Raw genomic sequence first — 24,388 nt, 5'->3', positions numbered from 1 at the left:
AGAAATTTCATTCTGCAAAGACCTCTTTTTGTTCTTCTCCAACTTCTTGACCGCCTCTAAATAAAAAATGCGCTACAATAAAACCGATCAACGAACTACCAATACCATAAACTGCATACGGAACAACTGTATCCATGATTTGCGCAGAAGCGGCTCCAATAATTCCAAATAAAATACCACCTAAAGCCCCTTTAGCAGTAAGAGAAAACTTATTTCTTAACAGAAAACCAAGAAAAATTGGTACCAACAAACCCGCGGCTGAATAAGCATATGTAGCTTGTAACCATCCTAAAGCCCTCGGATAATATATTGCTAGCATAACAGCTATAATAACTACTGATATAGACAACAATCGCGATATATAAAGAAGCTTTCGCTCACTTACTTCTGGGTTTACATAGGATTGATAGATATCCTTTGAAATATTTACAACTACCGATTGTACAGCGCTACTTACTGTAGACATAATAGTAGCAATAATAAAGGAAGCATAAATGGCTAAAAACCAAGTCGGAATTTGGGTTAAAAACCACCCAGCCGCTAACTCTGAATTAGCTAGCCCTGGTTGCTGGGACAAAATGGCGATGCCCATAAATGACGCCCAAGCTCCTGATACTACCCCTACTATAGCTGCGATTATAAATCCTTGTTTAGCTACTTTAATATTTTTCGCTGCGTAAATACGCTGGTAAGACATCTGATTCGTTAGTGCACCAGGAAAAATAGCGAATGTCCAAAGCAAAATAGTTGATGCACCTATAGCTCCCATCCCTTCTGGAAAAGCAATCATCTCTTGTGGTACATTTGAAACAATATTACTCCATCCCCCACTCATATTTAGCATATAAATCGCACTCACAATTGAAACCGCCAACATCAAACAACCAAAAATAAAATCCGTCCAAGCAACAGACGTAAGTCCACCTGGTAAGACAAAACAAAGGCTAATGATCCCAAAAATAATAATTAAGAGAGTAAAAGAGATTCCTGTAATTTCAGTAAATAAATTAGCAAATGCTACTAATTGCGTACATAACCACCCAAATGGTACAACAACTGCCAATAAAGTGACTGTTGTTAACATTTTTTTGTTATTACCATACAGCTTTTTAAAAATATCTGGTAAGGTGGAGAACTTTTGCTTTTTTAACCATCCCGCAAGCAACACAAGTAAAATAATCCCAATTGAATATAATAAATTGTACGTAATAGCCGACCAACCTGCGCTATATCCTATTCCGATGTGAGCGACTAATACCCCACCCCCCATTCCTGTAGCAAATTGACTTCCAGCTACAACATAAACTGGCAAAGACCTACCACCAACAAGCCAATTTTCACTTCCACTTTGTTTTCTACCCACATAAACCGAAATGGCTGATCCGATCCCTAAAATAATTAACGATCCGATAATGATCGCCCATGTCGCTTCCATAATTCTCCCCCTTTTATGAACTCCATCAACGTTTCATTAAAACAGATTAATCGAACGATTTATTCCCCTTATATCCCTAACATTTAATCTTAAAATCTAGCGCTGTTTTATCCCTCTTCCACTTGCTGTTATACCATCAATTGTTAAAGTGGGAGTTTTACAGCATCTTATTTCTTAATAAATGACTAAATCTTCCCATATGGTATCTATTCAAATCAATAGAAGTTTCACCATCAACTATAAGTTCAGTCATCAGCGTCCCCACTAGTGGAGAGAGCGTAATACCGCTATGCATAACGGCTATGTAAGCATTGTCTAATTGAGGGATTTCACCAATAATTGGATATTCATCCAAAGGCATTACCCGTATACCAGCAAAACAGCGTACGACATTGACATTGGCTAAAGATGGAACCATATGAATGGCCATATTAGCGGTTTCTTGCAAAACATCTACAGTTGATCGTTTATCATACCCTACTTCTTCTTTGGAATAGCCAATTAGCACCTCCCCATTATCCGCCTGTCTCAGACCGCCAATGGTATGTTTTAAAAATGGTGCTAATGGTTCAGTCACTAATATTTGTCCACGAACTTGCTTTATCGGTACTTGTATATCAAGCATGTCTCCAAGTTCTTTAGACCATGGACCAGCGGCAATAATAACTTTATGTGCTCGAAACTCTCCCTTTTTAGTTTCTATAATATATTGGTCTGTTTGTTTTTTCATATTGACTACTTGGTTGTAAAAAGAAAAATCCACTCCAAGTTTTTTGGCTGCTTTAATATACAGTTCCACTAAACGAAAAGGATTTACATTCCCATCTATTGAGCTAAATGTTGCTCCTACAATTTCTGGTGAAAGCGCCGGTTCTTTTTTTAACGCTGCTTCTCTGCTGAGCACGTCAATATCTATTCCAACCTCAGCCTGACTTTCCGCTAACTGTTCAGCATTTTTTCTGTCCTCTTCATGAAAAAATGGGGCGATTCCACCTGTTCGCTTGTATTCTACATCCCCTATTTTCCGCTCTAAAAACGGATATAGTTCTGCACTATACATGCTCAACTCTCCATACCAAGAAGGTGTCTTACTATGCACCCACACCCATGCCTGTGTTGCACCTGACGTTCCTGACAGTGGAAACCCTTTATCAATTACTAACACACGATGCTTTTGACGTTCGGACAAATGGTAAGCAATACTACTACCAATCACCCCACAACCAACTATGATTACATCATAATTATTGTTCATTTGCTAAACTCCTCCTTCTTCAGAATCTTGAAGAACGGAAGCCACTTTGTTAGCTGTTCTATGATCAGCTAATGTCTGCATCCTTATTAATCGAAGTGGTGCACGCATTCTAGACGGCTTTAACTGACATAAGCTTATCCCCGTCTGTTCATGAATGATTTCACGAACAAGATTTGAGCATATTTTTGACTGACAAGGCCCCATCCCACATCTCGTCAAACGCTTTACGTCATCAAATGTTTCCGCTCCTAACTGTATAGCAGTAATGATTTCATCTTTATTGATTTCTTCACATCGGCAAACAATGGTTGAATTATCCATAAAATACTCCTCCCTTTTTTCCTTCTAAATTTTTGGCAGAGGCAAGCCCTTTAATTTATAATACGCTTGAATATTTTCATATCTTCGCTGCATATTTTCTGCCTGCTCTAAAGATGATAATGCTTCCCACAGTTCATCTAACACATCATCCACATTTGAAATTTTCCCCATAGTCGCTAAAGCATGAACAGCAGCAATTTCTCCTGTCAAAAGTATTGCTCCTAAATGAGTAACACCTGTAGCATTGCCTGCTACATATACAGAGTCATTCGTCGTCTGAAACCCTTGATTATATATAGGGATCCATCCACCAAGCTCATGTTTGTATATTAAATGGCAATTCATGAGTTGAAAGGTCTCTACAATTGGCGAAAAAGTACTTGCTGTACAAATAAGATCAACCTTCATTTTTAATTGTGTCTCATTTGTTTGGACAATAACTGACTCTATCTCTCCTTTTCCTGTAACCATTTCAATTTTACTTTGTAAATAAATAGGGATTTGGTATGTATTCAAATAAGAAAGTAAACCAACATTTTCGCTTATAACCTTGTCCCCCTTTTCCACAATACCTTTTATGTTAATGCCACATTCGATTAACTGCTGCGCTGTTTCCAGCGCAAAATCATTAGAACCAACGATAAGGGCTTCTTCACCTGGCAAAACGAGCTCCCGGTGAAGTAAAATTTGCACAGCTCCTGCAGTCATTACCCCAGGAAGTGTCCAGCCCGGAAAGATAATTGCTTCTTCGGCAGCACCCGGGGCAAAAAGATATTTTTTAGCCCTAATAGGAAACGTATCTGTTCCATTCGTAACACCAACTTCACCATTTTCATAAGTGCCTACCATAGTATGATTATTCAAAATTTTTACATCAGAATGTAAAACTTCTTTTTCTAACTTTGCTAATATTTCTACTCCTCGTGAAGGCGAATAGCCTTTAGGTAAGGAATCTACTTGTTGAATTTGTTGTCGCAATTGCCCACCTACAGTAAAGGATTCGTCAATCAGCGTAACATCTATATTACTTGCTGCCCCACGAATTGCCGCACTCAATCCGGCCGGACCACCCCCAACAATCAATAAATCAGTTTTCATTTAGTTCCCTCCTTGTTGGATCCGCATTATTCGATTCCACCTTCATGCCATCCTCTAATACAGTCGTACAACTTATGGAATGCTCTAATCCATTAATGGTTACAAAACAATTCGTACAGCGTCCTGTTGCACAATATAGCCCTCTAGACTGTAATAACTTTCTACTTTTACCAAATTCTTTAATCCCGTTTGCCATTAAAGCTGCCGCCACTGTTTGACCTTCTTTAGCTTTTAAAAGCTCTCCATTAAATAGAAATTGAATTTCTTTGCCTGCTTTCCTACCTGTAATTGGATGTTTTTCTAATTGCATAATAATACCTCCATCTCTAAAAAAGTTTTAACTTTTCAAAAAATAATCGCGTGAAAATTTATATATATAAAGATATAATATTATAATATTATATCTTTATATTGAAGCATTCTTTCCTTCTGTATATTGCCAATGATTCATTTACCTTACACCCACGCTTCCCCCCCTTTTGCCCATGGTTAACTCATAATTAAAAGTTATTACCTTATTTCTTATGGAAAAAAGCTGCTGTTTTTTATAATAAATCTATAAGGAGTAGGAGATGCTTTCTCCCCCTACTAAACGTTCGTACATTACGTAATAGGTGTTATCTTCACTTGTATTCTGTATTTTAATTTTTCCCTGTATATACCTCTAACTTGTTAAACGAATTTGGAGTCAATAGCAGCATATATTCTACGATTCAATATCATAATTTAACCTCTAAATAGTAATGGGCTTCTTCAAACAGCATAATCATTTTTGAATATTCGATAACTTCTTTTTCTTTCACAGTTGTATGACGTTCTAATACAAATAAAGGGTGGCCTTTTTCAACATTTAATAATTGGGCTTCTTCTTCAGCCGCTTTCATAGTAGATATGTATACTTTTGCTTTATCCAGTTGGAGACCATACTTTTTGGAAAATACATTATATAATAAATCGTTCTCAATTTCTGCTTGTTTTAGCATTGGAACTAGCTTTTCATTTATATAGGAGTATTCAATGACTATTGGCTTTTTATTTTGTAATTTAAGGCGGTGAATCTTAATTACTTTATTTCCTTTATGTAAATGTAGGATTTTAGCTATATTGTTATCAACTTGAGTAACGGAAAACGCAACCGTCTTATGCGGATGATTGTTTCTCGCACTTCCATCTTGCATCGTAACTAATTTTGCCAAATCGTATTCCATATGAGTGCTTACAAATGTTCCCTTGCCGCTTTGCCTGTATAACGATCCATCATTTACTAAATCTAGTATGGCACGCTTTACAGTAATGGTACTAACATGAAATTGTTCCGCCAGTTCTTTCTCTGTGGGAAGCTGATAGCCTGCACTCCATTCACCTTGTTCTATTTTTCTTTCTATGTAATCTTTTATTTGTTTATATAAAGGGATTGATAATTCTTTATCTATTAACATCTTTAACTCCTTTAAATTATAATATTATAATCTAATATAGGTTTAATAAATTTCAATTGAAAGAATTTTATCATTAATTAGACAAAAAAGCAACAGATAACCATACTTCCACTTTCAATATCCTCACATTCCTTTATTTTCTTATTCTTATGATATAATCAAAAAATCCGTTTGTTTCAACAAGAGGAAATGAATAAGAATTTTTTCTTAAAACAAGACATAAGTAAATATTTTTTACTTTGAAATGAAAAATTCTCGAATGAGCAATACTAAACAAAACAACTAATTCACAACAGGAGGAAGTTTATGAAAAAATGGAAAAAAATAGCCCTTGTCACAATAGGAATTGTACTACTTTTCATAGGGGGAGGCGCATATTACGTGTATCATACATTTATCCCTGCAAATCCTGAACGGATAATTTACGATAAAGAGCGAGTAATAGAACCAATAGATAAACAATTGCAAGATATTGATAGAAATATCCTTAAACAAAAAGAAGCAAAGGTAGTTGATGCAAGCATAGAAGATATCCAAAACATGATTAAACATGGAGAATTAACTTATGAACAATTAACCGCCATTTACCTGTTTCGCATTAAACAACATGACCAGAATGGTATTGCTTTAAATGCAGTGACAGAAATTAACCCACATGCCATTAAAGAAGCAAGAAAATTAGATCAAAATCGAGCCCAACATAAACAATCTGATTTATATGGCATCCCAATTATCGTAAAAGATAATATCCAAACTGCTCATGTAATGCCTACAAGCGCTGGTTCCTACGTCCTTAAAGACTGGATAGCTGATGCAGATGCACATATTATAGATCAATTAAAAGAACAAGGTGCATTTATCTTAGGAAAAGGAAACATGTCAGAATGGGCAAATTTCACCTCGCAGAAAGCGCCTAATGGATACAGTGGCAAAAAAGGACAAAATTTGAATCCATATGGACCACTTGAATTTAATACCGACGGTTCCAGTTCTGGATCTGCAACGGTAACTGCAGCTAATTTTGCACCTCTTGCTATTGGAACAGAAACGACAGGCTCCATTATTGCGCCTGCTGCCAAACAATCTATTGTAGGTTTACGTCCTTCTCTAGGGCTAGTAAGTCGGCATGGAATTATCCCCTTGTCTGAAACACTGGATACGGCTGGGCCAATGGCAAGAACGGTAAAAGATACTGCCATTTTATTTAACGCTATGATTGGTTATGATAGCAAAGATTCTTTAACTAAAGAGAAGAAAATTCAAGAAGCTAGCTTCGACGTAAAATCTTTATCAGTAGATGGGCTAAGAGGAAAGAAAATTGGAATACTTTATTCTGTAGAAGACCAAGATAAGAGAAAACAAGCGGTAGCTAAAAAAATCAAGCAGGACTTAAAAGCTGCTGGAGCAACTTTAGTAGACAATATAAAAATGGATTATGAAGGAATTGAAAATGTTTCGATCATAAAATATGACTTTAAAAAGGACTTGAATGATTATCTTGAACAACAGAAAACAACACCTGTTAAATCGTTACAGGATATCATTCAATACAATGAAAAAGACAAGGAACGGAGAATAAAATATGGACAAGGATTATTAAAGCAATCTGAAGACTCCTCTTTAACCAAAAAAGACTTTGAAGCTATTTTACAGTCTAGCCAAAATAATTCCAAAAAGCAATTAGACAAATATTTAGTGGAAAAAGGACTAAACGCTCTCGTTATGATAAATAATGAGCATGTATTACTATCCGCAATTGCAGGATATCCTGAATTAACTGTTCCTGCAGGGTACGACGATAATGGTGAACCAGTTGGAGCTACTTTTATCACCAAACCATTTCTAGAACAAGATCTATTTCAAATTGGCTACGCTTATGAACAAAAGACAAAAAATCGTAAGGCTCCTAAGTTGTAACTGAGTTACTTGCGTAATAAGAGCAACAAAATACCCACTTCTACAATAATGATAGTAGTGTTTTTATCGCCAAACGATGATATATGTTTGGAAGGGAGTACTCCATACGTGAGACTTCCTTCCAACCGCATCGTTTGTTTAAGCTTAAAAAAGACAAGACTGATCGCCCATTCTCAAAACGTAAGCTGTAGTTCTGCTTGTACAATAAACTGTACGATTTGTTCAGCATAATTCTATTCTCAGCTAAATACTTTTTCACGAATTATTTGATACATTTCCTCTCCCCCTAATCCCGATATAAATGGCGTGCCGTCAATCACGTAATCTTTCATTTCATCAGGTACAATAGTCGTTGAGATAACAATATCATACGTATCATATTGATTTACTGCTTCTGCTACACTAGATTGAAAAAGCGATACTTGATGTATGAGCTTTTCTTTTTCTAGCCACTCACGTATTTTTTCTTTCACCATTGTAGAAGTTGCGACCCCAGTACCACAAATTACGAGTATTTTAATCATTTTATTTCCTCCAATAGGAATTATTTTTATGTTTGTGTCTACTTCGTCTGTTAACATAGATGAATAAAACCATAATAAATGCCCCAAAAACTATAAAGCTAAACCACTGCATTCTTCCCGGTAACCAAATGAAAGGAAAAGTTGTCCACACTGCACCATCTACAAGCGAAGAAATCGTCGCGTAATTTTCCATATTAAAATCGGCACTTATCGCTGTCGTTGTTACTAAAGGAGCAACCCAAGTTGCAATATAAAGACCAATGCCAATATAAAAAGCTCCACCAATAACTGTCCGAATTATATTACCTTTAAAAACAGGTACCATTAAAGCAATAAGAAAAGGAATCGTCGCTAAGTCTGTAAAAGGTAACACTTTATTACCTGGTAATATCACAGCTAACAACAGTGTGATGGGCACTAATAACAAAGAAGCTGATAAAACGGCTGGATGCCCCACCGCTAAAGCACTATCCATTCCAATATATAAATTTCTCTTTGGAAAACGTTGCTTCATATAATTTCCAGCGGCTTCTGAAACAGGTGCAAGTCCTTCCATTAATAAAGCGACCATACGTGGTAATAAGACAAGCACTGCCCCTGTCTGCATTGCTAAAGTTAACGTATTTTTAAGGTCATATCCTGCCAGTACACCAATAAATAAACCGATGACCACCCCCATTACTGTCGTATCACCAAACACACCCAGATGTTTTTGAATGGACGCTTGATTTGCCTGTAGCTTATTAAATTTAGGAATCCGATCAAATACGTAATTTAAAGGTTTGGCTACGATATAAGATGGAGCAGAAGCCCCATGCGGGAAAGTAATCTGTTTAAATCCATAAAAGGATTGGATATCCCTCTGAATCCAGTCACCAAGCAAAAGCAATACTATATGATGAACAATCATTACTCCAACAGCCATAGCGAAATGATTGGTCAACACCAAAACTAATGAGGCTGTAAAAGAAGTATGCCAAAAATTCCATATATCAATATTTAGTGTCCGAGTAAATCCAATCGATAATAGAAGTAAATTGATAGCAATACCTATTGGAATCGTCAAACTGCCTAGAACGGTTCCATATGATATAGCTGCAGCTGCTGGCCAACCAACATCAATAATGGTGAGCTCTAAACCATATTTGTCAACCATAGCTTCAATTGCAGGTCCTAAGCTGTCACCTAATAGTCCGATAACAAGATTAATACCAATAAAACCAATGCCAACGATTAATCCAGAGCGAACAGCTTTGCTCACCTTTGTGCGCAAAACTAATGCAAAAATAAAAATTACAAATGGAAGCATAACACTAGCTCCCAAGTCAACAAACCACTGTAAAACAGACATTATTTCTCCCCCCATGCCAATATCTCATTGCATGTACAACATCGATAACGTATGTAACATGGTAACTTCCCCCTAGCTGACTCCCATAACAGTAGCAATTACTTCTTTATCTACCAATGGTAAAAGTGAATTTCATGAGATGACGAGTTTTGCTCAATAGGAGCTAAGACGTTCTCATGAATAGAAAGCTTAGTTATCCATAAATTTCTATAGCAAAGGATTACATTTCGCTTAGACCTTAAAGCCTAAAATTTTTGCGCAATAAAAAATGCCACTTTCTTCCCTGAGGAAAAGTGACATCGCATTCGAATTCTAAGCTAATCAATTTGCTCCAAACCATTATTAGAATCAAAGTTTCTGCCACTTCCCTCCGCTGGTTTATAACGCCAGATCAGGTTCAAAGAGTCCCAACGTCACACGTTGATCTCAGCCACAAATACGGCACCCCTAGTGAACTATTTTCATTTTTAATTGTATAGATAATATATCGGTTGGCACGTGCAAGTGTCAAGTTTTTTTAGCAATGTTCATGAACAAAGGCTCCGGGCGACTTGTTAGCAACGTAGTGACTGGAACGAATCAACGAAAGTTTTAGTAATCATGCTCCTGCAACAGGAGTATGCCGACGCCCTCCGGCAAGCCCGTTTTTAGTCGGCCTTCCTCTTAAACACGAACCGATGACGATTTATCTTAGGGCAATGGAGTGAAGCCGCCTAGTTGTTGGGTGCTGGAGTATGACGGGGCCATTCGGTTATTAGGTTACGCCATAGCATCAAATTTTTATGCTTTCTTATCTTTTAAAAACCTGCTGGACAAATCCAGCAGGTTTTTCCATTTCACTTATTTATTTTCTAGTAAAATCCACATATTCCTCTGTTCCTACATGTATCTTTGTTTCACTTGGTTTCGTTTTTGCAACAACCTTGCCATTGCGAATGGAATACATGACAACAGCTTGTTTACGAATCGCTTCATACGTATTTTCTGCGCCCAAAACGATGAAGTTAGCTGGTTTTCCAACTTCTATACCATACTCTTGTTCAACATGCATTGTTTTAGCACTGTTTGTTGTAATTAGATCCATTGAGTCAACAATTTGCTCGTACCCTAATAATTGAGCGACGTGAACTCCCATATGAAGTACTTGAAGCATATTTCCTGTGCCAAGCGGATACCAAGGATCAAAGATATCATCATGACCGAAACATACGTTCATACCTGCTTCTAATAACTCCTTCACTCTCGTTAAACCACGACGTTTTGGATAAGAGTCAAATCGCCCTTGCAAATGGATATTAACAAGTGGGTTGGATACAAAGTTGATCTCTGACATCTCTAATAAACGAAACAATTTATAAGCATACGCATCATTATAAGATCCCATTGCTGTTGTATGACTGGCAGTTACTCTGGGCCCTAGCCCCCGCTCATATGCTTCTTTCGCCACTACTTCTACAAATCGAGATTGCTCATCATCGATTTCATCACAATGAATGTCAATTAATCGATCATATTTTTCAGCAAGATCGAAGGCAATTTTTAACGACTCCACACCATATCCCCTGGTGAATTCAAAATGCGGAATTCCTCCGACTACATCTGCACCTAACTTCAAAGCTTCTTCCAACAATTCTTTTCCATTCGGATAGGATAAAATACCTTCTTGTGGGAAAGCAACTAGTTGCAAGCTCACAAAATCCGCCATTTCTTCCTTCAATTCTAGCAGTGCTCGTAGTGCTGTTAGCTTTGGATCAGTTACATCGACATGGGTGCGCACATGCTGAATACCTTGGGCAATTTGCCATTTCAAAGCTTGCGTAGCTCTATCTTTCACATCTTCATACGTTAACGATTGCTTCCTCTCTGACCAACGTTGAATGCCTTCAAATAACGTGCCACTCTCATTCCATTTTGGCTCTCCTGCGGTTAGTGTTGTATCAAGATGAATATGAGGTTCGATAAATGGAGGAAATACTAAGGAACCAGTAACGTCAAGAACTTCCCCTATATGCTGCTGCTTAGCAGGGGAAATAGACGTAATTGTTTTTTCTGTCACACTAATATCCCATAACCCAGATTTATTGCGTAATCTAGCATTTTTTATAATCACTTTTACTGCCCCACCTTTTCTGTATTGGTTAGAATAACTTCTTTTTCCTTTGCACTAGCAACAAGCTTCGTAACAACAACATGGGTAACTGCAGCACCTATTAACGCATTCATTGGTGGGATACCTGGTAATAAAGTTGCTGCAGCAATCCCTGTTCCCCAAGCAAAAAGGGCAATCCAATTGATAGCGGTAAATGTCATTTCATGGAAAGCTCGATAATGGCCGCGGCGAAGAATGAAAAAATCAGCTAACAAAATGGCTCCAATTGGTGGTAAAGCAGAACCGAGAATCGTTAAGAAGCCAACAAAATTGTTGTATAACCACATGGCCCCTAATGTACCAATAATTCCATTAAAAATGACAATTTTATGCTTTGCTATTTTCGTAATGTTAGAAAGTCCAAGCCCTGATGCATACAAGGCATTATCATTCGTTGTCCATATATTTAACCCTAAAACAATAATGGCAGGTAAAATAAGATTTTGCATAAACATAACTTCAGAAATATCTGCTTGCCCCGTTGCCACAGAACCTACAGCTCCAAATAAAAACATGAATGTGTTCCCGATGAAAAAAGCAACCACAGTCGCAACTACTGCCGAACGTTTTTTTCGCGCAAATCTGGTGAAATCAGGTGTTAAAGTTCCTGCGCTTATAAAAGAACCAATGCAGATTGTAAGTGCGACAGCCAAACTCATCGTTTCAGCTGGTTCGTATTGCAATAAAACTTGTACTCCACCTAGACTTTCTGTTGCTTTTAATACGGAAGTTCCTCCGAGAAGAGCGATTAGCGGTACCGCAATAAAGCTAATAATAGCCAAAGCCTTCATGCCGAAAAAAGCGGTAAAAGTCATCAATATACCCGCAATACCAATAAGAATATAGATATCAATTCCTGTCACTTTTTGTACAGGTATGGCAAACATCGCTGTTCCAACACCGAACCAACCAATTTGTGTAAAGGCTAGTAAAAAAGAAGCAAGATAAGATCCTTTCTCTCCAAAGGCATAGCGAGCCAGCAAATGTGTAGATAAGCCTGTTTTTGCTGCCATATAAGCTAGTAACCCAGTATATGCTCCAAGAATAAAATTCCCCGTAAGAACAATTGCCATAAACTGTATGAAAGAAAGACCTTGACCTAATTCTCCACCAGACCACATGCTTGCCGAGAAAAAAGTGAGTCCTAGCATAACAACAAGTGTTTTCCAAAAACCATTGCGATAAGATGAAGGTACTGCTGTTAGTGAAAATTCTGTGTCGATGTTTTTCATTCTCTTTTCCTCCTGGTTTGGTACCAAGAACAGAAAGGAACTAAAAAAAAGGCTCCCTGTCAATGTGACAAGAAGCCCTTTCCGTTAATAGGTTTAATACAAGCTGTCCCATAAAGGGGTTGTATTGCCACTTGTTCATAACTCTATCAACAGATCCGCTTTCCTTGTCAGCCTCACAGGACTGAATTAAAGGTACCATATTTGATTAGATTTATTATGACAAAAAGTAGAGACTTCGTCAAGCAAAGCTAGTAACGATTATTTTTGTTCACCTCTCCATACTTCTCCATTTGTTTCTATCACTTGTTTATACTAATGAAAGATTTCTCAATATGAAGCATACTTATAGCATATTAGACCCCTGCAAGAAATAACTACCACACCAAGCCTTCCTACATCAGTTTAAAATAAACATTCAAGTAAATCTAACTCAAATAAAATGACGCTTCATCGTCTTATAGCGCTCTACCTTTCGCAAAGTAATAATAATTGATAGTGTCATTAAAACGAAGCAAATCTTTTGCCACAAAGCCATTTGCAAACAAGGATTGAAAAACCTTTCTCGATTGTAAGCGCCACTTTAAAGCAAGTGGGTATTCTTTTTGTTTCAGAGTTTGAAAATTTGCTGGTACAGCAACAAAGTAACCACGCTTTCTACTTTTTTCAATTTGGGATAAAGGCTTCGTCACAAACGGTTCAGCATCTTGTGAAGATTGCAGAAGTACGTATTCTTCTTTGAGAGATGGGGTACAAGTAGCTCGTTGTTCATTAAAATGCCATTCTACTTGAATACGATCTGTTGGTAATCCGTTGTTTAACTTGCCACCAATATCTCCATAATGATTTTCTTTATATTTCATACCTCTAGCACCAAGTTTATGAAGGTTCAAATAAGCATTGACACTTTCTAAAGGGTCAAACGTCCACGTCATCATCGTATAGCCATGTTCCTTAGCAATTTCAGCTTGGCGAAGCTTCATTTTTACTCCCAAACCTGATTTTCGATATGCAGGTAAAATTCCGAGCATATGCGAGCAAAGATAATTGTCCTTCCCATCAAACCCTGGAAAACTGTAAATAAAACCAACCATTTGTTTTTCCATATAGGCACCAAGTAAAATACCACCATGATTTAATGTTGTATACGTTTGAGGGATTGGAGTTGGTGTAATACTCCATACGGATTTTTCCAATGTTTGCATTTCATATAATTCTTCTAGAGATGTTAGTTGTTTAATAATGACGTTATCGAGCATGCTAGGCAACTCCTCCGCACTTTCATATTCCCACTTATTACTTGTTTATTGCATCAATATTATAATAAAATCATTAACTGCACTATTCATTCAGTAGTAAAATAAGTTTAAAATTTCTTTTATTATAAATACTATCGCCCATAGAAATACTACATTCAACCGGCAAGTACTACTTCCTCCAAATCAGATTGAACATTGTGAATATTGTTTCTTATTTCGAATTGAGGATCAACTTCAAATCATCTTACCATAACTTAGTTAGAACTTAATTTACCACAATACCATTGTTTCATCAATAAGTAACTAGCAGAGTTAAAGAATAACGTTGCAGATAAAAACTGTGCAAGCAAGAATCATAAAAATTCCTATTAGCACAGTTTTTACAATCATTTGATATAAGTGTATAAACTATTTTTATTTTTATAGTATTTTTTAGAGGAAGCCAATAAAACTTTCAAATTTCATCTATCACATCTGCCTATCTCCATGTCAAGCTGAATATACTTAGATTTTTGTATAATTAGATAGCGAGGAGATAAAAAATTTTATTAAATTACTAATTTCTTGTATATAATTAATATTTACAGCAAAAACAATATTTTACACTCTCTTTTGATTGGAGGAAAATTATATATGTACGCTAAAAACGTTAAATATTTATTTCTCTGTGTATATTTAATTATGATATTTCTTAATGTTACTGTTGGTATTAGGAATGCTTTTTGGGTTTTAATGGGAATGGTTTTTGTTCAGACAATATTGTATGCTATTGCTGAAAAATTAGACAAGAATAAAAAGCAATAGTGGAATATAAAATTCCAGTTAATGGTTTATAATCTGTATACTTCCTAGGATTTCTATTGCATGTAAATATAAAAAATTTGAAATTTGTATCTTGTCTTGTAATCCCTTAGTAAATGCAACTTTTTATACAATAATTGTTTTAATATATTTATACATTTGCATCATTTCTGTTGCATTCTACCTGCGCCGTGCACATTTAAATATATAACTATATTTATTTATATTTATTTATATAAATCCCATAACTCGTCCATATTACGTTCCTGCTTTTTTCTCGTTGCTTCAATGCTCGTTTGAATTCTCTCCATATGACATCGGTTTAGCTCGCTCGCTTCTTTTTCCGCATCTGTTGGGTCATCAAACATACCGAAAAATGAAGAAGGTTGCTGATAGCTTTTGTTTAATGCCTTAAACAAAACTTGATAGTTGTTACGTAATAACTATTATATGTAGTACATCGTAATCACTATATAGCTTTGAATCTGCTAAATTATAATCTTCAATATTAATGTGAGATGAATCTTTTGGATTAGTTAGCCTTATACGTCTATTCCTTATAATATTTCATAATATTATAACTTTTTAAAATAATTTTCTTAGATTTATTTTTGTGGAAGATATCCATAAACAAATGTGTCGTATGCTTCGCCATTTTGATACATATAATTTTTCAAAATACCTTCCTGTTTGAAACCCATTTTTGTCAATAAGTTATTTGATGCCTCATTTTCAAGAAAAACTACTGCTCCAATTCTTGTTAAACCTAAAGTATCGGAACCATAGGAAAGAATTTTTTCTACTGCTTCAGCCATATATCCTTTTCTCCAATAATCAGGATGAATTTCATAACCTATTTCCGCTCGTTTATGCTTAGGTGACCAAGCGTTGAAGCCAATAGTTCCAATCAAGCCCTTTTCACCTTTTATTTCGATTCCCCATCGCATACCTTTTTTTTCCTCAAAACTTTTAGCAAAAAAATCTATAAAACCTCTAGCCTGATCAATTTTCTGTAAAGGGTCTTGACCATAGTGGCGTATTACTTCCTGATTTGAAAAACAAGCAAAAACCCTCTCTACATCATCATAAGTAATTTCTCTTAGAATAAGTCTATCTGTTTCTAATTTTGGAAACATGTAATTATTCTCCTCAAAAATTTAGTTTTTAAAAAACGTTTATCCAGTCTCTTTTTCCAACTCAATTGAATTGTGTTTGCTATTTCAAATCCGCAAAGTACCATATTTAGATGAATTTGATATTAAACTGCAATTTTAAAATATCCCGAGTCTCTCGATGCCCTTTTTAAAACGTCTTAATTCTTTAATATTAAATGTTTGAATTCGCATAATAATATAATACTTCTTAAAGATGGTAAGTTTAAGGGGGAATTTCGTCAAAATTCGACATATTTATTCAAAAGATAGTCCTTAGCAACTCTATCCCTAAGCTTTCGATATGCTAATTAAGATTAGAAATGAGAAACATTGAAGGTTACACAGCACGACTATTTTTTCTATATCCTTCCATACTTTCACCTCTTCACTTCGTATGGACAAAAAGGATAAGGCTAAAAGCGAATACCGTCTAAAGACGGTGGAGTTAGACCACGCATTTGTAAGTTAAATACTCTTACTTACTTAAACCTGCTATCCTAGACGAAAGTCTACAAAAAAGCACCCGTTGTTTTAACAACCAGGTGCCTTATAATACCAAGAAGGTGTAATAATCAGTCTACATATTCAGCTGTACCTATAAAATCAAGTTCGTATTCATTATTACTTACTGAATTTATAGCTCTACCATCGTTAACATAATTGTAGTTGTAAATTAAAATAATGGTATTATACTTAGAACTTAATCTAACATTTGTAAACTGTTTTATCAGCTGATCATCATATGAAAAATCCATTAGAAGTTTTTCTATATCATCTTCAGCATCTTGTATGCAATCCTTCTCTATTAAATCTCTATCATAATAGCCTAATTTAAATTCCTTTTCAAAAGTTGAAGGAATACTATCTCCATCTTCATCATATTTTACTTCAGTATACTTTTCTAGATCATCAAAGTTTTGAAAGTTTCCTAACCACAAAGAAACATCATTTTTCATAACTTATTGCCTCCTTAAGCCTTCTGGTAAATCCATAACACCATTCTTCATTCTGTTGGCAGCCCACTCATTTAGTCCTTTAACAAAAATATCATAATCAGGAGCAGTATCAATTATTTTTAATATTTCATTATGAGCCTTTGTAGATCCTCTCCTTCCATGACGGCCAGAAGGATTTATAAATTCAACATCTTTAGTTAGAGACCTCATTTCTTTTATATCATCCATAGTTACACCCCATTGCTTAAACTTAGGTGTTCTTGCAACTAGATGCCACTCATGGTAACCTCCAGGCCGCCTAATCCTATCTTCTATTTTACTTCTCAATTGAGGGACACTCCACATTTCCTCGAATTCATCAACAGATAAGTTATCAAACCATTTATTAAATTCATTATTTCTAACTGAAGGAATTTTTACATTTTTACCAGTACCCTTAACCTCTACCCTTTTCCCTTCACCACTATTCATATTAACCAACTGGGAATTGACGTGACTCTCAAATTCTTTATCTCTAAGTATAAAAGTTAATGCTCGTTTGGATACGCTCCATATGGCGTCGGTTGATCTCACTCGCTTCTTTTTCCGTATCCGTTGGGTCATCAAACATACCGAAAAAAGAAGCAGGTTGCTGATAGCTTTTGTTTAATGCCTTAAACACATTATTCGTTATACCTCCCTCTATTTGTTTTAAATTCGCCCAAATATCATTACGATCCACACACATCATCGTATTTCTTGAAATCGGTGAGATATATCTCGTCGTGTCTGTTACATAATTTTCAAATAGGGATAAAAGGTCATTGATCTGTGTTTCATAATTAGCAATTTTTTCTTTCGAGCTGCTAATGTTCTGATCCCATGCTTCAACACTTTTTCCCTCATTTGTTTGCACAAAGGTACTCACTTTATTAAGTGAATCGTCCATTTTTTCTAAAGCACGCTTATATGCCCGAAGTTCACCTATAATATCATCTAAAACCCCATAATTATTTTGTAAGTCACGTTTCACGAACCTTCATCGCCAATGGCTGCTCCAAGCTCCTCGTCAACTTCTTTCATGCCTTTAAGTAGAGCTACACCTGCTTGATGAATTTCTTCCATCTGTTTGACCAAGTCTTGATTGACATCGTTATTCATGTTATCTAATAAACCATCCACTTTGGAGATAAAATCCGAATTAAAGGTTTTAAGCCTGTCCCTCGTATTAGAGCGAAAGTCTGTTGTATACCCTTCAAAATCATCAATCGCTACTCGTAACTCATCAATAATTTTTTGCAGTGCTATAAAGTTCACTTTAATTTGTTGTCCAGATACCACAAAACCCCTCCCTTCATCCAAAACTAGCGAAAATGAATAGATTCGATTTCCGAAATTAATTGTTGAAGTTCATGCACCATCTCGTTCACAATCGCTTCCATATGCTCCTCTACAGATGCATTTTCTAAATCCATATCAGCAAAGTTTTGTTTAATTTCCTTTCGTGCATCTTGCAAATTGTTAATAATCCCTGCATCCCATCCCGCGTACAACAAGCCATGGCAAAAATCGCGATCATATAATGCCATCACACATCACCTACTTTTTGTTTCAAATCCATCTCCTGCTCTAACTGAGCCATATCATGATTGGAAAACTCAATGGAGTTCATGCCTTTTTCAACAATAAATTCTTGTTTCATTAAAAATACAAACGCTTCTTCCATCTCATCCTGATACCCACGGTGAATGATTCTTTTTATCAGTGGTGCGGTAAAATTGATTTTCGCACCCGCTTTGATCTCACCAACTGGATATAAAATTCCAACATAGGGAAAATAACTTTGGTAATTTTTTGGACTTACAAACCGCTCCGTAATTACTACTTTGGAAGGAGATGTCGTATTTTTGTCCAGTTTAAAATAGGTAGAATCGAGCTCCACAACCGTTCCAAGTGGCAGTACTTCCCTCATTATTTCTATTGCATTTGTTAAAAGTTGATATAACTTATCATGATGCAAAGTAAACTGCTTATCTATAAACATAACTGTGCAGTAACTTTCTACTTGCTTACATGAAATGATGCCATGGCTCCACACTACATCTATGTTAGAGTCCTTTTTCTTAACAGCTAAAAATAAATTGTATAACACTTTCTCCTCACGTAAACATAATTGAAAAAATTCCCGAACGTTTTGTTTTAGGTCCAAATCCAAACCGGCGCGCGATGTTTCCAATATTTGATTTACTTTCTTTAAAACAAGTGTGGTTAATTGTTTTTGCATCCTTTCCGTCATAACTATCAACATCTCCTTTCGTTAATGGCAGAAGAAATACCTTGCTCCCCGATGTTGGCTTATCGCAAAGTCTTATGAAACACTGTCCTTGTTTACTATAAACACTAATTTTTTTACTTTTTTATAGTGTAAAAAAGTAAACATAATTGCCTGTTAAAAACAGTATCTCTCAGTCTAGTAAAGGCGCGCCCAACATGGGGTCCGTCCCCCAGTCCAAATGGAATGGTCATCTTCTTCTGTTTTAATTTGCTTTATATACGTCATCTTTGCATAGAAAGAACTATCCTAATAGTGTAAAAACACACCTGCAAATGTTTTTATAATTAATGACAACTACTATCCAAGCGGTTACATGTTTATAAAACTGCATTATTCAGCCATTTTATGCTATATCAATATCATAATGCTAAAATTATCCATTCACAACAAGGCTTTTTTCCTAATTATTCATGGACTTTTCGCCTAGTATTTTTACCATATGTTTTATTTTTCACAACGTATTATTGTAATTAAAAACTATACTGTTGTTTTCATTGAATAAAAGCCCTTTTTATAAACGTTTGCACAAAGATAAACTTACTTGAACATCTATTTGCTTCTTCAATAATCTTCTCAACTAACAATTCTTCCTTGTAGAATATATACTTCACCAATTATTAATTGGAAATATAAAAACAATCCCTATATAATTGTATAATTCTGTTAAAACACCTTTAAAGGGGGCTGGCAATGTACAGCTTTAGTGAACGATTAACAGATGTACGAGTAGAAAACGGATACGGTCAAAAAGATATAGCTGAAAAACTAAATATAACTACAAGTGCGTACGGCTATTACGAACAAGGAAAGAATGAGCCTTCCATTGAAACAATGAGAACACTAGCAAAGCTGTTTGACGTATCTACCGATTATTTATTGGGTTTAATTGATCAACCTAAACATCCCGTGAATTTTACTATAGAAGATGACTTCACATTAACTGAATTGGAATTGCAAATCGTAAAAGAAATGAAAGAAAAAGAATTACTAAAACAATTGAGCGATAATCCTACTGAAAACGTGGAAAAACTAGTGAAATTTTGGCGATTTATTAATGAGGAGTTGTAAAAAATAAGGAAATACATACGATAAGTTTATGAAGGTCTTTCCTACTAGCCCACATAATCATGTTGGTGGAATCTGAAGTGCACTTAAAAACTTCGGGGTTTGCATCTATTTTTAATTGCTTTTTGTTAATAAATGGAATAACATGAGGATACTCATTCAAAGGAGGTGATGATCATAGAAACAGTAGAACATAAACTAGTAAAAAACTGGACTCTTGTAGCACATCCAGATTACCAGTTATACTCAAATGACAGCAATAATTATATCGTAGTTGATCCAGATAATTCTATAGCTCTACATTTCACAATTGATAACATAGAAGTCGATATCAAACATATTACTTGGGAAGTAGCTTTTAAAATAAAAATCGATACAAAAACGATTATAATCACTTCTGAACCTGAAATTTTTGATGAAGATTTATAAATGAAGGCATATTATTAATGATGCCTTCATTCTTCGTCTTTTTTTCGCTAAACATATAAAGTTTCTTGTCGAGAAGACTAATTTTTTGGTTAGAGCGAATATAGAATTTTTATGCTCAACAAAGGGGGAACGATAGATTTCCCTTTGTTTAATTTGAGTAATGCAAATATTAACTTAACAACCTCTTGCCACCCGTGATACTATTTGTTGCTTCAAAGATTACATCAAAAAATTCAGGCTAATTATTCTTTTTGAAGTTACTCATGCTTCTCCCTGCCATTAAGAAAGACGTATAACCAGGCATACAGATCTTTTGATTTTGTGTATTTAACAGTTGTATTTACAAATTAGGCTCACTCCGCCCCTTTTCCAAACGTTGATTTCATTCGTGCAACTGGGTCATCTTTGATCCCATCATCCCATTCCAACACTTGGTTCTCTCCTAACAATACCCCTTTCAATTCCTTATAATTCACATCTTGAACAGAAGTATTATTTCCATACGTAGGAATTATTACTTTTTATTATTTGTCCTCCGTTCATGGCGGTGTACTTTCTCCAGTTTATTGCTAAGAACACAAATCCCAACTCATTTTCTCCTTCGTCTTGGCCTCGTACGAAAAAACTACGAAATTAACCTTCAAAAATACGAAAACTAGCTTTACATCTACTTTACGTTTGCCGTAAATCTCTCCAGCCATTTTATTTAAAAGCTGCTCTCTTATATATTTTTTATTGTTCTCATAATTAAAATGGTAGCCTACTATATATCAAGGAAAATACTTACAAAAATCAACTTGACAACCATCTTAACATTTGGTTAACTTAAGATTATATGAAAATAGGGTCTTTCGAACTAATTCAAATGTACTAAAAACATTAAACTATTACGTAAGGAGATTTTAAGTATGAAGCAACATGTAATAAAGAGGTCGTCTTTTGCATTATTCTTATTTATTTCAATGTTATTATTATCAGGATGTACGCAGTCACCAGAAAAAACACTAGAAAATTTCAAACAGGCAGTCGAAGATCGTGATTACGCTACTTTTTATAAATTAGTAGATAAAGATGAAGATGTTTATTGGACAGAAAAACAAGCACAAAGTATTATTGAGGACTTTCACGATAATCGGGAAGATTATACCTTTCAATTAGAATTACTTCAACAACAAGCAATGGCTTTGAAAGAAAATAATGCTCTAATTAACGAAGAAGGAATGCTTTACTTTAATAAAGATAAGCAATTAAAGATAAGAAAATATGATGTAGCAATCGGACAAGAACTTATAGACGGTGTAGAAAAATTATCTGTCAAAATTGACGGTGATAAAAAAATAAAATTAAATAAAAACGATAAACCAAAATTAGGACTCTTTGGTCCAGGGAAATATAGTTTCGAAGCAACAGCAAAGTATCCTTATTCAAATGTAAAAAATAAAGGTGACTTTGATGTATCAGGGTTCAGTGATTTTAATCAAACTGTTGAATTAGGTTTAGAAGGAAATTATGTTGGTATTGCATCTAATATACCAAACACGAAGCTATTTATTAATGGGAAAGATGCTAACGTAAATATTTCAAGTTTAGAAGGCGGAGAAATGAATAATGAAAGCCTATTCGGTTCTTCCTTACCAGACCATAATTTTGGACCGGTAGCAAAAGGAACTTCTTTACAAGGAGTAGCAAAAATGCCTTGGGGAAAAATAGAGGGTGAGGAAGTTAAAATAACAGCAGATACTAATAGCTACGACTTAACTCCCAAAATATTGCTGGATAAACAAGAACAAAAAAAAGTAACAAAACTAATAAATAATTATCATAAAGATAAAATGACAGCATTGGTTAACTTAGATGATAAACATTTAAAAAATCTATCTAATTCATTTAAAAAGTCAATTTCTAAAGAAATTACACAGGCAAAAGAGAATGAAAGAACTTATGCTGGAAAAGTTTTGGGTACAAGGATTGACTATTCAAAAGCTTTCTATGAAGAAGGAGAAGGCGGAAGACATTATGTAACGATTCCTATTGAATTACATAGAACTTATGTAGAAAGATACTTTTTTAACAAAGACGAAGAAACAACAGAAGAATATGAGAATTTAGAGATTAAATTAGAGTACATCAGTGATGAAGAAAAATGGATTGTTGATAATGAAGAAACTCATTATGCTACTAGCGATGATGACTATATGAAAAGCAAAGAAGTAGTTGAAACCGAGTTCTAATTAAAAGTATGCTGTTCTTACTATTTACTTCATAACGTCATTTTAAATAAACAAGCACATATAGATTTAAGTCAATATTCTTCATAAGACCAACCGAATTACAATAATGTTTACGCAACAATAGATCTATGTTTTAAAAGAGGATTTTCTTAAACTTTGCTCAGTCTCCACTTCTATTTTTTTAAAGATAAGAAAACGAAATAGTCACGTCCGGCTTCAGCTTCTATCAACTAGGCAAGTTCAAGAAATTGCCCTACGCTAAGTCATCATCGGATCGTTCCTCAATAGGAAGGCCGAATAAAGACGGGCTTGCCGGATGGCGCTGCCATACTCCTGTTGCAGAAGCATGCTTTCAAAAACTTTCGTTGTTTCATTCCAGTCGCTACGTTGCTAAACGAGTGCCCCGAGCCTTTGTTCATAACTTTCAATTAAATAATTAGTTGGTGGGAGCTAGTGTTAAGCTACCACCAGCTTTTTCTATGTCCACTCAAAAACTACATCATCTTCATACATTTAGAGTACTTTGTGAAGAAGCCAAATTTTAAAATTTAATTTTAACGATATTCAAGATATGTAACCATTCTACAAAGATAACCAATACCCCATTATTAACGGTCAACTATAATATTATCAATTAGTCTTGCCGTTAAAAATCGCACTGCAACCGCAATAACCACCTTTTCATTTACTTCAGATATATCTTCTAAATAAGGAAAAGTCAGCATTTCCACATAATCAACTTCTACATTTTCACCTAACTGCTGATTTAAATAATGACGAACTGTTTTGATAATAACGTTTGCGTCTGTCTCTCCTTCGATAATTAGCTTTTTCCCTAATAGCAAACTATTAAATAAAGCAGGCGCTTTTTCTTTATCCTCTCTTGTCAGCTTGATATTTCTTGAGCTTATTGCTAGTCCAGAAGGTTCACGCACTGTATCCACTGGAACAATTTCTACAGGAAAATCAAATTCCTCGACCAAAGCAGTTACAATTGCAAACTGCTGCACATCCTTTAATCCAAAATAAGCGCGGTTAGGCATCGTAAGGTGAAACAGTTTTGTTAGTACAGTAACCACGCCATCAAAATGTCCTGGACGTGTTGCCCCACACAACTTATCTGTCTTTTCTGTCACCATCAACTTTATAGACTTCTTATGCTTGTACATGTCATCAACACTAGGCATAAATAATATATCCACACCAGCTTCTTCAGCTAGTTTCTTATCCCGCTTTTCATCTCGAGGATATGTAGTATAGTCCTCACCTTGTCCAAATTGCAGCGGATTAACAAAAATACTCATAATAACGTAATCATTATCTCGTTTTGCTTCTTCCACTAATGCTAAATGCCCCTCATGCAAAAACCCCATAGTCGGAACAAAACCAATGGAATGACCAGCTGTTTTTATTTGTTTTGCCCACAAATACATTTCTTGTTTTAGAGTGATGATTCTCACG

The 24,388-nt window shown here is 35.2% G+C and carries 24 protein-coding genes and 1 riboswitch; of the genes, 4 read left to right on the top strand and 20 right to left on the bottom strand.

Annotated elements, in window-relative coordinates:
* Positions 1-7 precede the first annotated feature (7 nt).
* From D9780_RS02320 to D9780_RS02295, 6 genes are all read right to left on the bottom strand, one after another.
* A complete protein-coding gene (locus tag D9780_RS02320) occupies positions 8-1,435 on the bottom strand; it encodes a sodium:solute symporter family protein (protein ID WP_121639147.1) in 1,428 nt (475 codons plus the stop codon).
* Positions 1,436-1,592: 157 nt separating this feature from the next.
* On the bottom strand, positions 1,593-2,690 hold the full coding sequence (locus D9780_RS02315) for an NAD(P)/FAD-dependent oxidoreductase (protein ID WP_116278254.1): 1,098 nt from the start codon (positions 2,688-2,690) through the stop codon (positions 1,593-1,595).
* A gap of 3 nt (positions 2,691-2,693) precedes the next feature.
* On the bottom strand, positions 2,694-3,011 hold the full coding sequence (locus D9780_RS02310) for a (2Fe-2S)-binding protein (protein ID WP_121639146.1): 318 nt from the start codon (positions 3,009-3,011) through the stop codon (positions 2,694-2,696).
* A gap of 24 nt (positions 3,012-3,035) precedes the next feature.
* A complete protein-coding gene (locus tag D9780_RS02305; RefSeq protein WP_121639145.1) occupies positions 3,036-4,109 on the bottom strand; it encodes an NAD(P)/FAD-dependent oxidoreductase in 1,074 nt (357 codons plus the stop codon).
* A complete protein-coding gene (locus D9780_RS02300) occupies positions 4,099-4,419 on the bottom strand; it encodes a (2Fe-2S)-binding protein (protein WP_121639144.1) in 321 nt (106 codons plus the stop codon). Before D9780_RS02300 ends, D9780_RS02305 begins: the two co-directional genes overlap by 11 nt.
* A 409-nt stretch (positions 4,420-4,828) precedes the next feature.
* Entirely contained in the window at positions 4,829-5,548 is a 720-nt protein-coding gene (locus D9780_RS02295) for a GntR family transcriptional regulator (protein WP_073006671.1), read from the bottom strand.
* A 306-nt stretch (positions 5,549-5,854) separates the two neighbouring features.
* On the opposite strand from D9780_RS02295, the gene D9780_RS02290 reads away from it, so the two are divergent.
* A complete protein-coding gene (locus D9780_RS02290; RefSeq protein ID WP_121639143.1) occupies positions 5,855-7,465 on the top strand; it encodes an amidase family protein in 1,611 nt (536 codons plus the stop codon).
* Between the two features lie 239 nt (positions 7,466-7,704).
* On the opposite strand, the gene D9780_RS02285 is transcribed toward D9780_RS02290, so the two are convergent.
* From D9780_RS02285 to D9780_RS02225, 13 genes are all read right to left on the bottom strand, one after another.
* A complete protein-coding gene (locus D9780_RS02285; protein ID WP_121639142.1) occupies positions 7,705-7,989 on the bottom strand; it encodes a PTS sugar transporter subunit IIB in 285 nt (94 codons plus the stop codon).
* A 1-nt stretch (position 7,990) separates the two neighbouring features.
* A complete protein-coding gene (locus D9780_RS02280) occupies positions 7,991-9,340 on the bottom strand; it encodes a PTS galactitol transporter subunit IIC (RefSeq protein ID WP_121639141.1) in 1,350 nt (449 codons plus the stop codon).
* A gap of 348 nt (positions 9,341-9,688) precedes the next feature.
* Positions 9,689-9,799, bottom strand: a riboswitch (TPP riboswitch).
* Between the two features lie 385 nt (positions 9,800-10,184).
* Entirely contained in the window at positions 10,185-11,450 is a 1,266-nt protein-coding gene (locus D9780_RS02275; RefSeq protein ID WP_121639140.1) for a cytosine deaminase, read from the bottom strand.
* A 2-nt stretch (positions 11,451-11,452) separates the two neighbouring features.
* Positions 11,453-12,721: a cytosine permease gene (gene codB / locus D9780_RS02270; RefSeq protein WP_073006664.1), complete on the bottom strand. Its 1,269-nt coding sequence runs from the start codon at positions 12,719-12,721 to the stop codon at positions 11,453-11,455.
* Positions 12,722-13,176: 455 nt separating this feature from the next.
* Positions 13,177-13,977, bottom strand: a complete 801-nt coding sequence (locus D9780_RS02265) for a GNAT family N-acetyltransferase (RefSeq protein WP_121639139.1) — start codon at positions 13,975-13,977, stop codon at positions 13,177-13,179.
* A 1,028-nt stretch (positions 13,978-15,005) separates the two neighbouring features.
* Positions 15,006-15,197 carry a hypothetical protein gene (locus D9780_RS02260; RefSeq protein ID WP_121639138.1) on the bottom strand — a complete coding sequence of 64 codons (192 nt, stop codon included), beginning with the start codon at positions 15,195-15,197 and terminating at the stop codon, positions 15,006-15,008.
* 186 nt (positions 15,198-15,383) lie between these two features.
* Positions 15,384-15,914 carry a GNAT family N-acetyltransferase gene (locus D9780_RS02255; RefSeq protein ID WP_121639137.1) on the bottom strand — a complete coding sequence of 177 codons (531 nt, stop codon included), beginning with the start codon at positions 15,912-15,914 and terminating at the stop codon, positions 15,384-15,386.
* 590 nt (positions 15,915-16,504) lie between these two features.
* Positions 16,505-16,888 carry an immunity 22 family protein gene (locus D9780_RS02250; RefSeq protein WP_121639136.1) on the bottom strand — a complete coding sequence of 128 codons (384 nt, stop codon included), beginning with the start codon at positions 16,886-16,888 and terminating at the stop codon, positions 16,505-16,507.
* Between the two features lie 3 nt (positions 16,889-16,891).
* The gene (locus D9780_RS02245) at positions 16,892-17,359 is read right to left on the bottom strand and encodes a hypothetical protein (RefSeq protein ID WP_121639135.1); all 468 of its coding nucleotides are present in this window, start codon (positions 17,357-17,359) and stop codon (positions 16,892-16,894) included.
* Between the two features lie 43 nt (positions 17,360-17,402).
* Complete coding sequence (locus D9780_RS02240; RefSeq protein ID WP_121639134.1) at positions 17,403-17,900, bottom strand: hypothetical protein; 498 nt, start codon at positions 17,898-17,900, stop codon at positions 17,403-17,405.
* The gene (locus D9780_RS02235; protein ID WP_116279261.1) at positions 17,897-18,208 is read right to left on the bottom strand and encodes a hypothetical protein; all 312 of its coding nucleotides are present in this window, start codon (positions 18,206-18,208) and stop codon (positions 17,897-17,899) included. The genes D9780_RS02240 and D9780_RS02235 overlap by 4 nt, the downstream gene beginning before the upstream one ends.
* Positions 18,209-18,231: 23 nt before the next feature.
* Entirely contained in the window at positions 18,232-18,456 is a 225-nt protein-coding gene (locus D9780_RS02230) for a hypothetical protein (protein WP_073006657.1), read from the bottom strand.
* A complete protein-coding gene (locus tag D9780_RS02225) occupies positions 18,456-19,163 on the bottom strand; it encodes a DUF4176 domain-containing protein (protein ID WP_162985764.1) in 708 nt (235 codons plus the stop codon). The genes D9780_RS02230 and D9780_RS02225 overlap by 1 nt, the downstream gene beginning before the upstream one ends.
* 729 nt (positions 19,164-19,892) lie before the next feature.
* Between D9780_RS02225 and D9780_RS02220 the strand changes: the two genes are divergently transcribed.
* From D9780_RS02220 to D9780_RS02210, 3 genes are all read left to right on the top strand, one after another.
* Positions 19,893-20,270, top strand: a complete 378-nt coding sequence (locus D9780_RS02220; protein ID WP_116279259.1) for a helix-turn-helix domain-containing protein — start codon at positions 19,893-19,895, stop codon at positions 20,268-20,270.
* Between the two features lie 168 nt (positions 20,271-20,438).
* Positions 20,439-20,696 (top strand): hypothetical protein, encoded by a 258-nt coding sequence (locus D9780_RS02215; RefSeq protein WP_073006651.1) that lies wholly within the window; start codon positions 20,439-20,441, stop codon positions 20,694-20,696.
* Positions 20,697-21,604: 908 nt separating this feature from the next.
* Positions 21,605-22,927 carry a TcaA 3rd/4th domain-containing protein gene (locus D9780_RS02210; protein ID WP_121639132.1) on the top strand — a complete coding sequence of 441 codons (1,323 nt, stop codon included), beginning with the start codon at positions 21,605-21,607 and terminating at the stop codon, positions 22,925-22,927.
* Positions 22,928-23,535: 608 nt separating this feature from the next.
* Here D9780_RS02210 and panC read toward each other — a convergent pair.
* A complete protein-coding gene (gene panC, locus D9780_RS02205; protein ID WP_121639131.1) occupies positions 23,536-24,387 on the bottom strand; it encodes a pantoate--beta-alanine ligase in 852 nt (283 codons plus the stop codon).
* Position 24,388: the final 1 nt, after the last annotated feature.

The sequence above is a fragment of the Virgibacillus sp. Bac330 genome (genome assembly GCF_003667845.1).
GTDB lineage: Bacteria > Bacillota > Bacilli > Bacillales > Amphibacillaceae > Virgibacillus > Virgibacillus chiguensis.
The sequence above is the reverse complement of the archived record's forward strand: the minus strand, read 5'-3'. Positions and strand labels throughout refer to the sequence as shown.

Excerpts from the sequence above, each read along its gene's own strand:
- D9780_RS02320 (WP_121639147.1), bottom strand. The coding sequence starts at position 1,435 with ATGGAAGCGACATGGGCGATCATTATCGGATCGTTAATTATTTTAGGG.
- D9780_RS02315 (WP_116278254.1), bottom strand. The coding sequence starts at position 2,690 with ATGAACAATAATTATGATGTAATCATAGTTGGTTGTGGGGTGATTGGT.
- D9780_RS02310 (WP_121639146.1), bottom strand. The coding sequence starts at position 3,011 with ATGGATAATTCAACCATTGTTTGCCGATGTGAAGAAATCAATAAAGAT.
- D9780_RS02305 (WP_121639145.1), bottom strand. The coding sequence starts at position 4,109 with ATGAAAACTGATTTATTGATTGTTGGGGGTGGTCCGGCCGGATTGAGT.
- D9780_RS02300 (WP_121639144.1), bottom strand. The coding sequence starts at position 4,419 with ATGCAATTAGAAAAACATCCAATTACAGGTAGGAAAGCAGGCAAAGAA.
- D9780_RS02295 (WP_073006671.1), bottom strand. The coding sequence starts at position 5,548 with ATGTTAATAGATAAAGAATTATCAATCCCTTTATATAAACAAATAAAA.
- D9780_RS02290 (WP_121639143.1), top strand. The coding sequence starts at position 5,855 with ATGAAAAAATGGAAAAAAATAGCCCTTGTCACAATAGGAATTGTACTA.
- D9780_RS02285 (WP_121639142.1), bottom strand. The coding sequence starts at position 7,989 with ATGATTAAAATACTCGTAATTTGTGGTACTGGGGTCGCAACTTCTACA.
- D9780_RS02280 (WP_121639141.1), bottom strand. The coding sequence starts at position 9,340 with ATGTCTGTTTTACAGTGGTTTGTTGACTTGGGAGCTAGTGTTATGCTT.
- codB (WP_073006664.1), bottom strand. The coding sequence starts at position 12,721 with ATGAAAAACATCGACACAGAATTTTCACTAACAGCAGTACCTTCATCT.
- D9780_RS02265 (WP_121639139.1), bottom strand. The coding sequence starts at position 13,977 with ATGCTCGATAACGTCATTATTAAACAACTAACATCTCTAGAAGAATTA.
- D9780_RS02255 (WP_121639137.1), bottom strand. The coding sequence starts at position 15,914 with ATGTTTCCAAAATTAGAAACAGATAGACTTATTCTAAGAGAAATTACT.
- D9780_RS02250 (WP_121639136.1), bottom strand. The coding sequence starts at position 16,888 with ATGAAAAATGATGTTTCTTTGTGGTTAGGAAACTTTCAAAACTTTGAT.
- D9780_RS02245 (WP_121639135.1), bottom strand. The coding sequence starts at position 17,359 with ATGAATAGTGGTGAAGGGAAAAGGGTAGAGGTTAAGGGTACTGGTAAA.
- D9780_RS02230 (WP_073006657.1), bottom strand. The coding sequence starts at position 18,456 with ATGGCATTATATGATCGCGATTTTTGCCATGGCTTGTTGTACGCGGGA.
- D9780_RS02225 (WP_162985764.1), bottom strand. The coding sequence starts at position 19,163 with ATGACGGAAAGGATGCAAAAACAATTAACCACACTTGTTTTAAAGAAA.
- D9780_RS02220 (WP_116279259.1), top strand. The coding sequence starts at position 19,893 with ATGTACAGCTTTAGTGAACGATTAACAGATGTACGAGTAGAAAACGGA.
- D9780_RS02215 (WP_073006651.1), top strand. The coding sequence starts at position 20,439 with ATGATCATAGAAACAGTAGAACATAAACTAGTAAAAAACTGGACTCTT.
- D9780_RS02210 (WP_121639132.1), top strand. The coding sequence starts at position 21,605 with ATGAAGCAACATGTAATAAAGAGGTCGTCTTTTGCATTATTCTTATTT.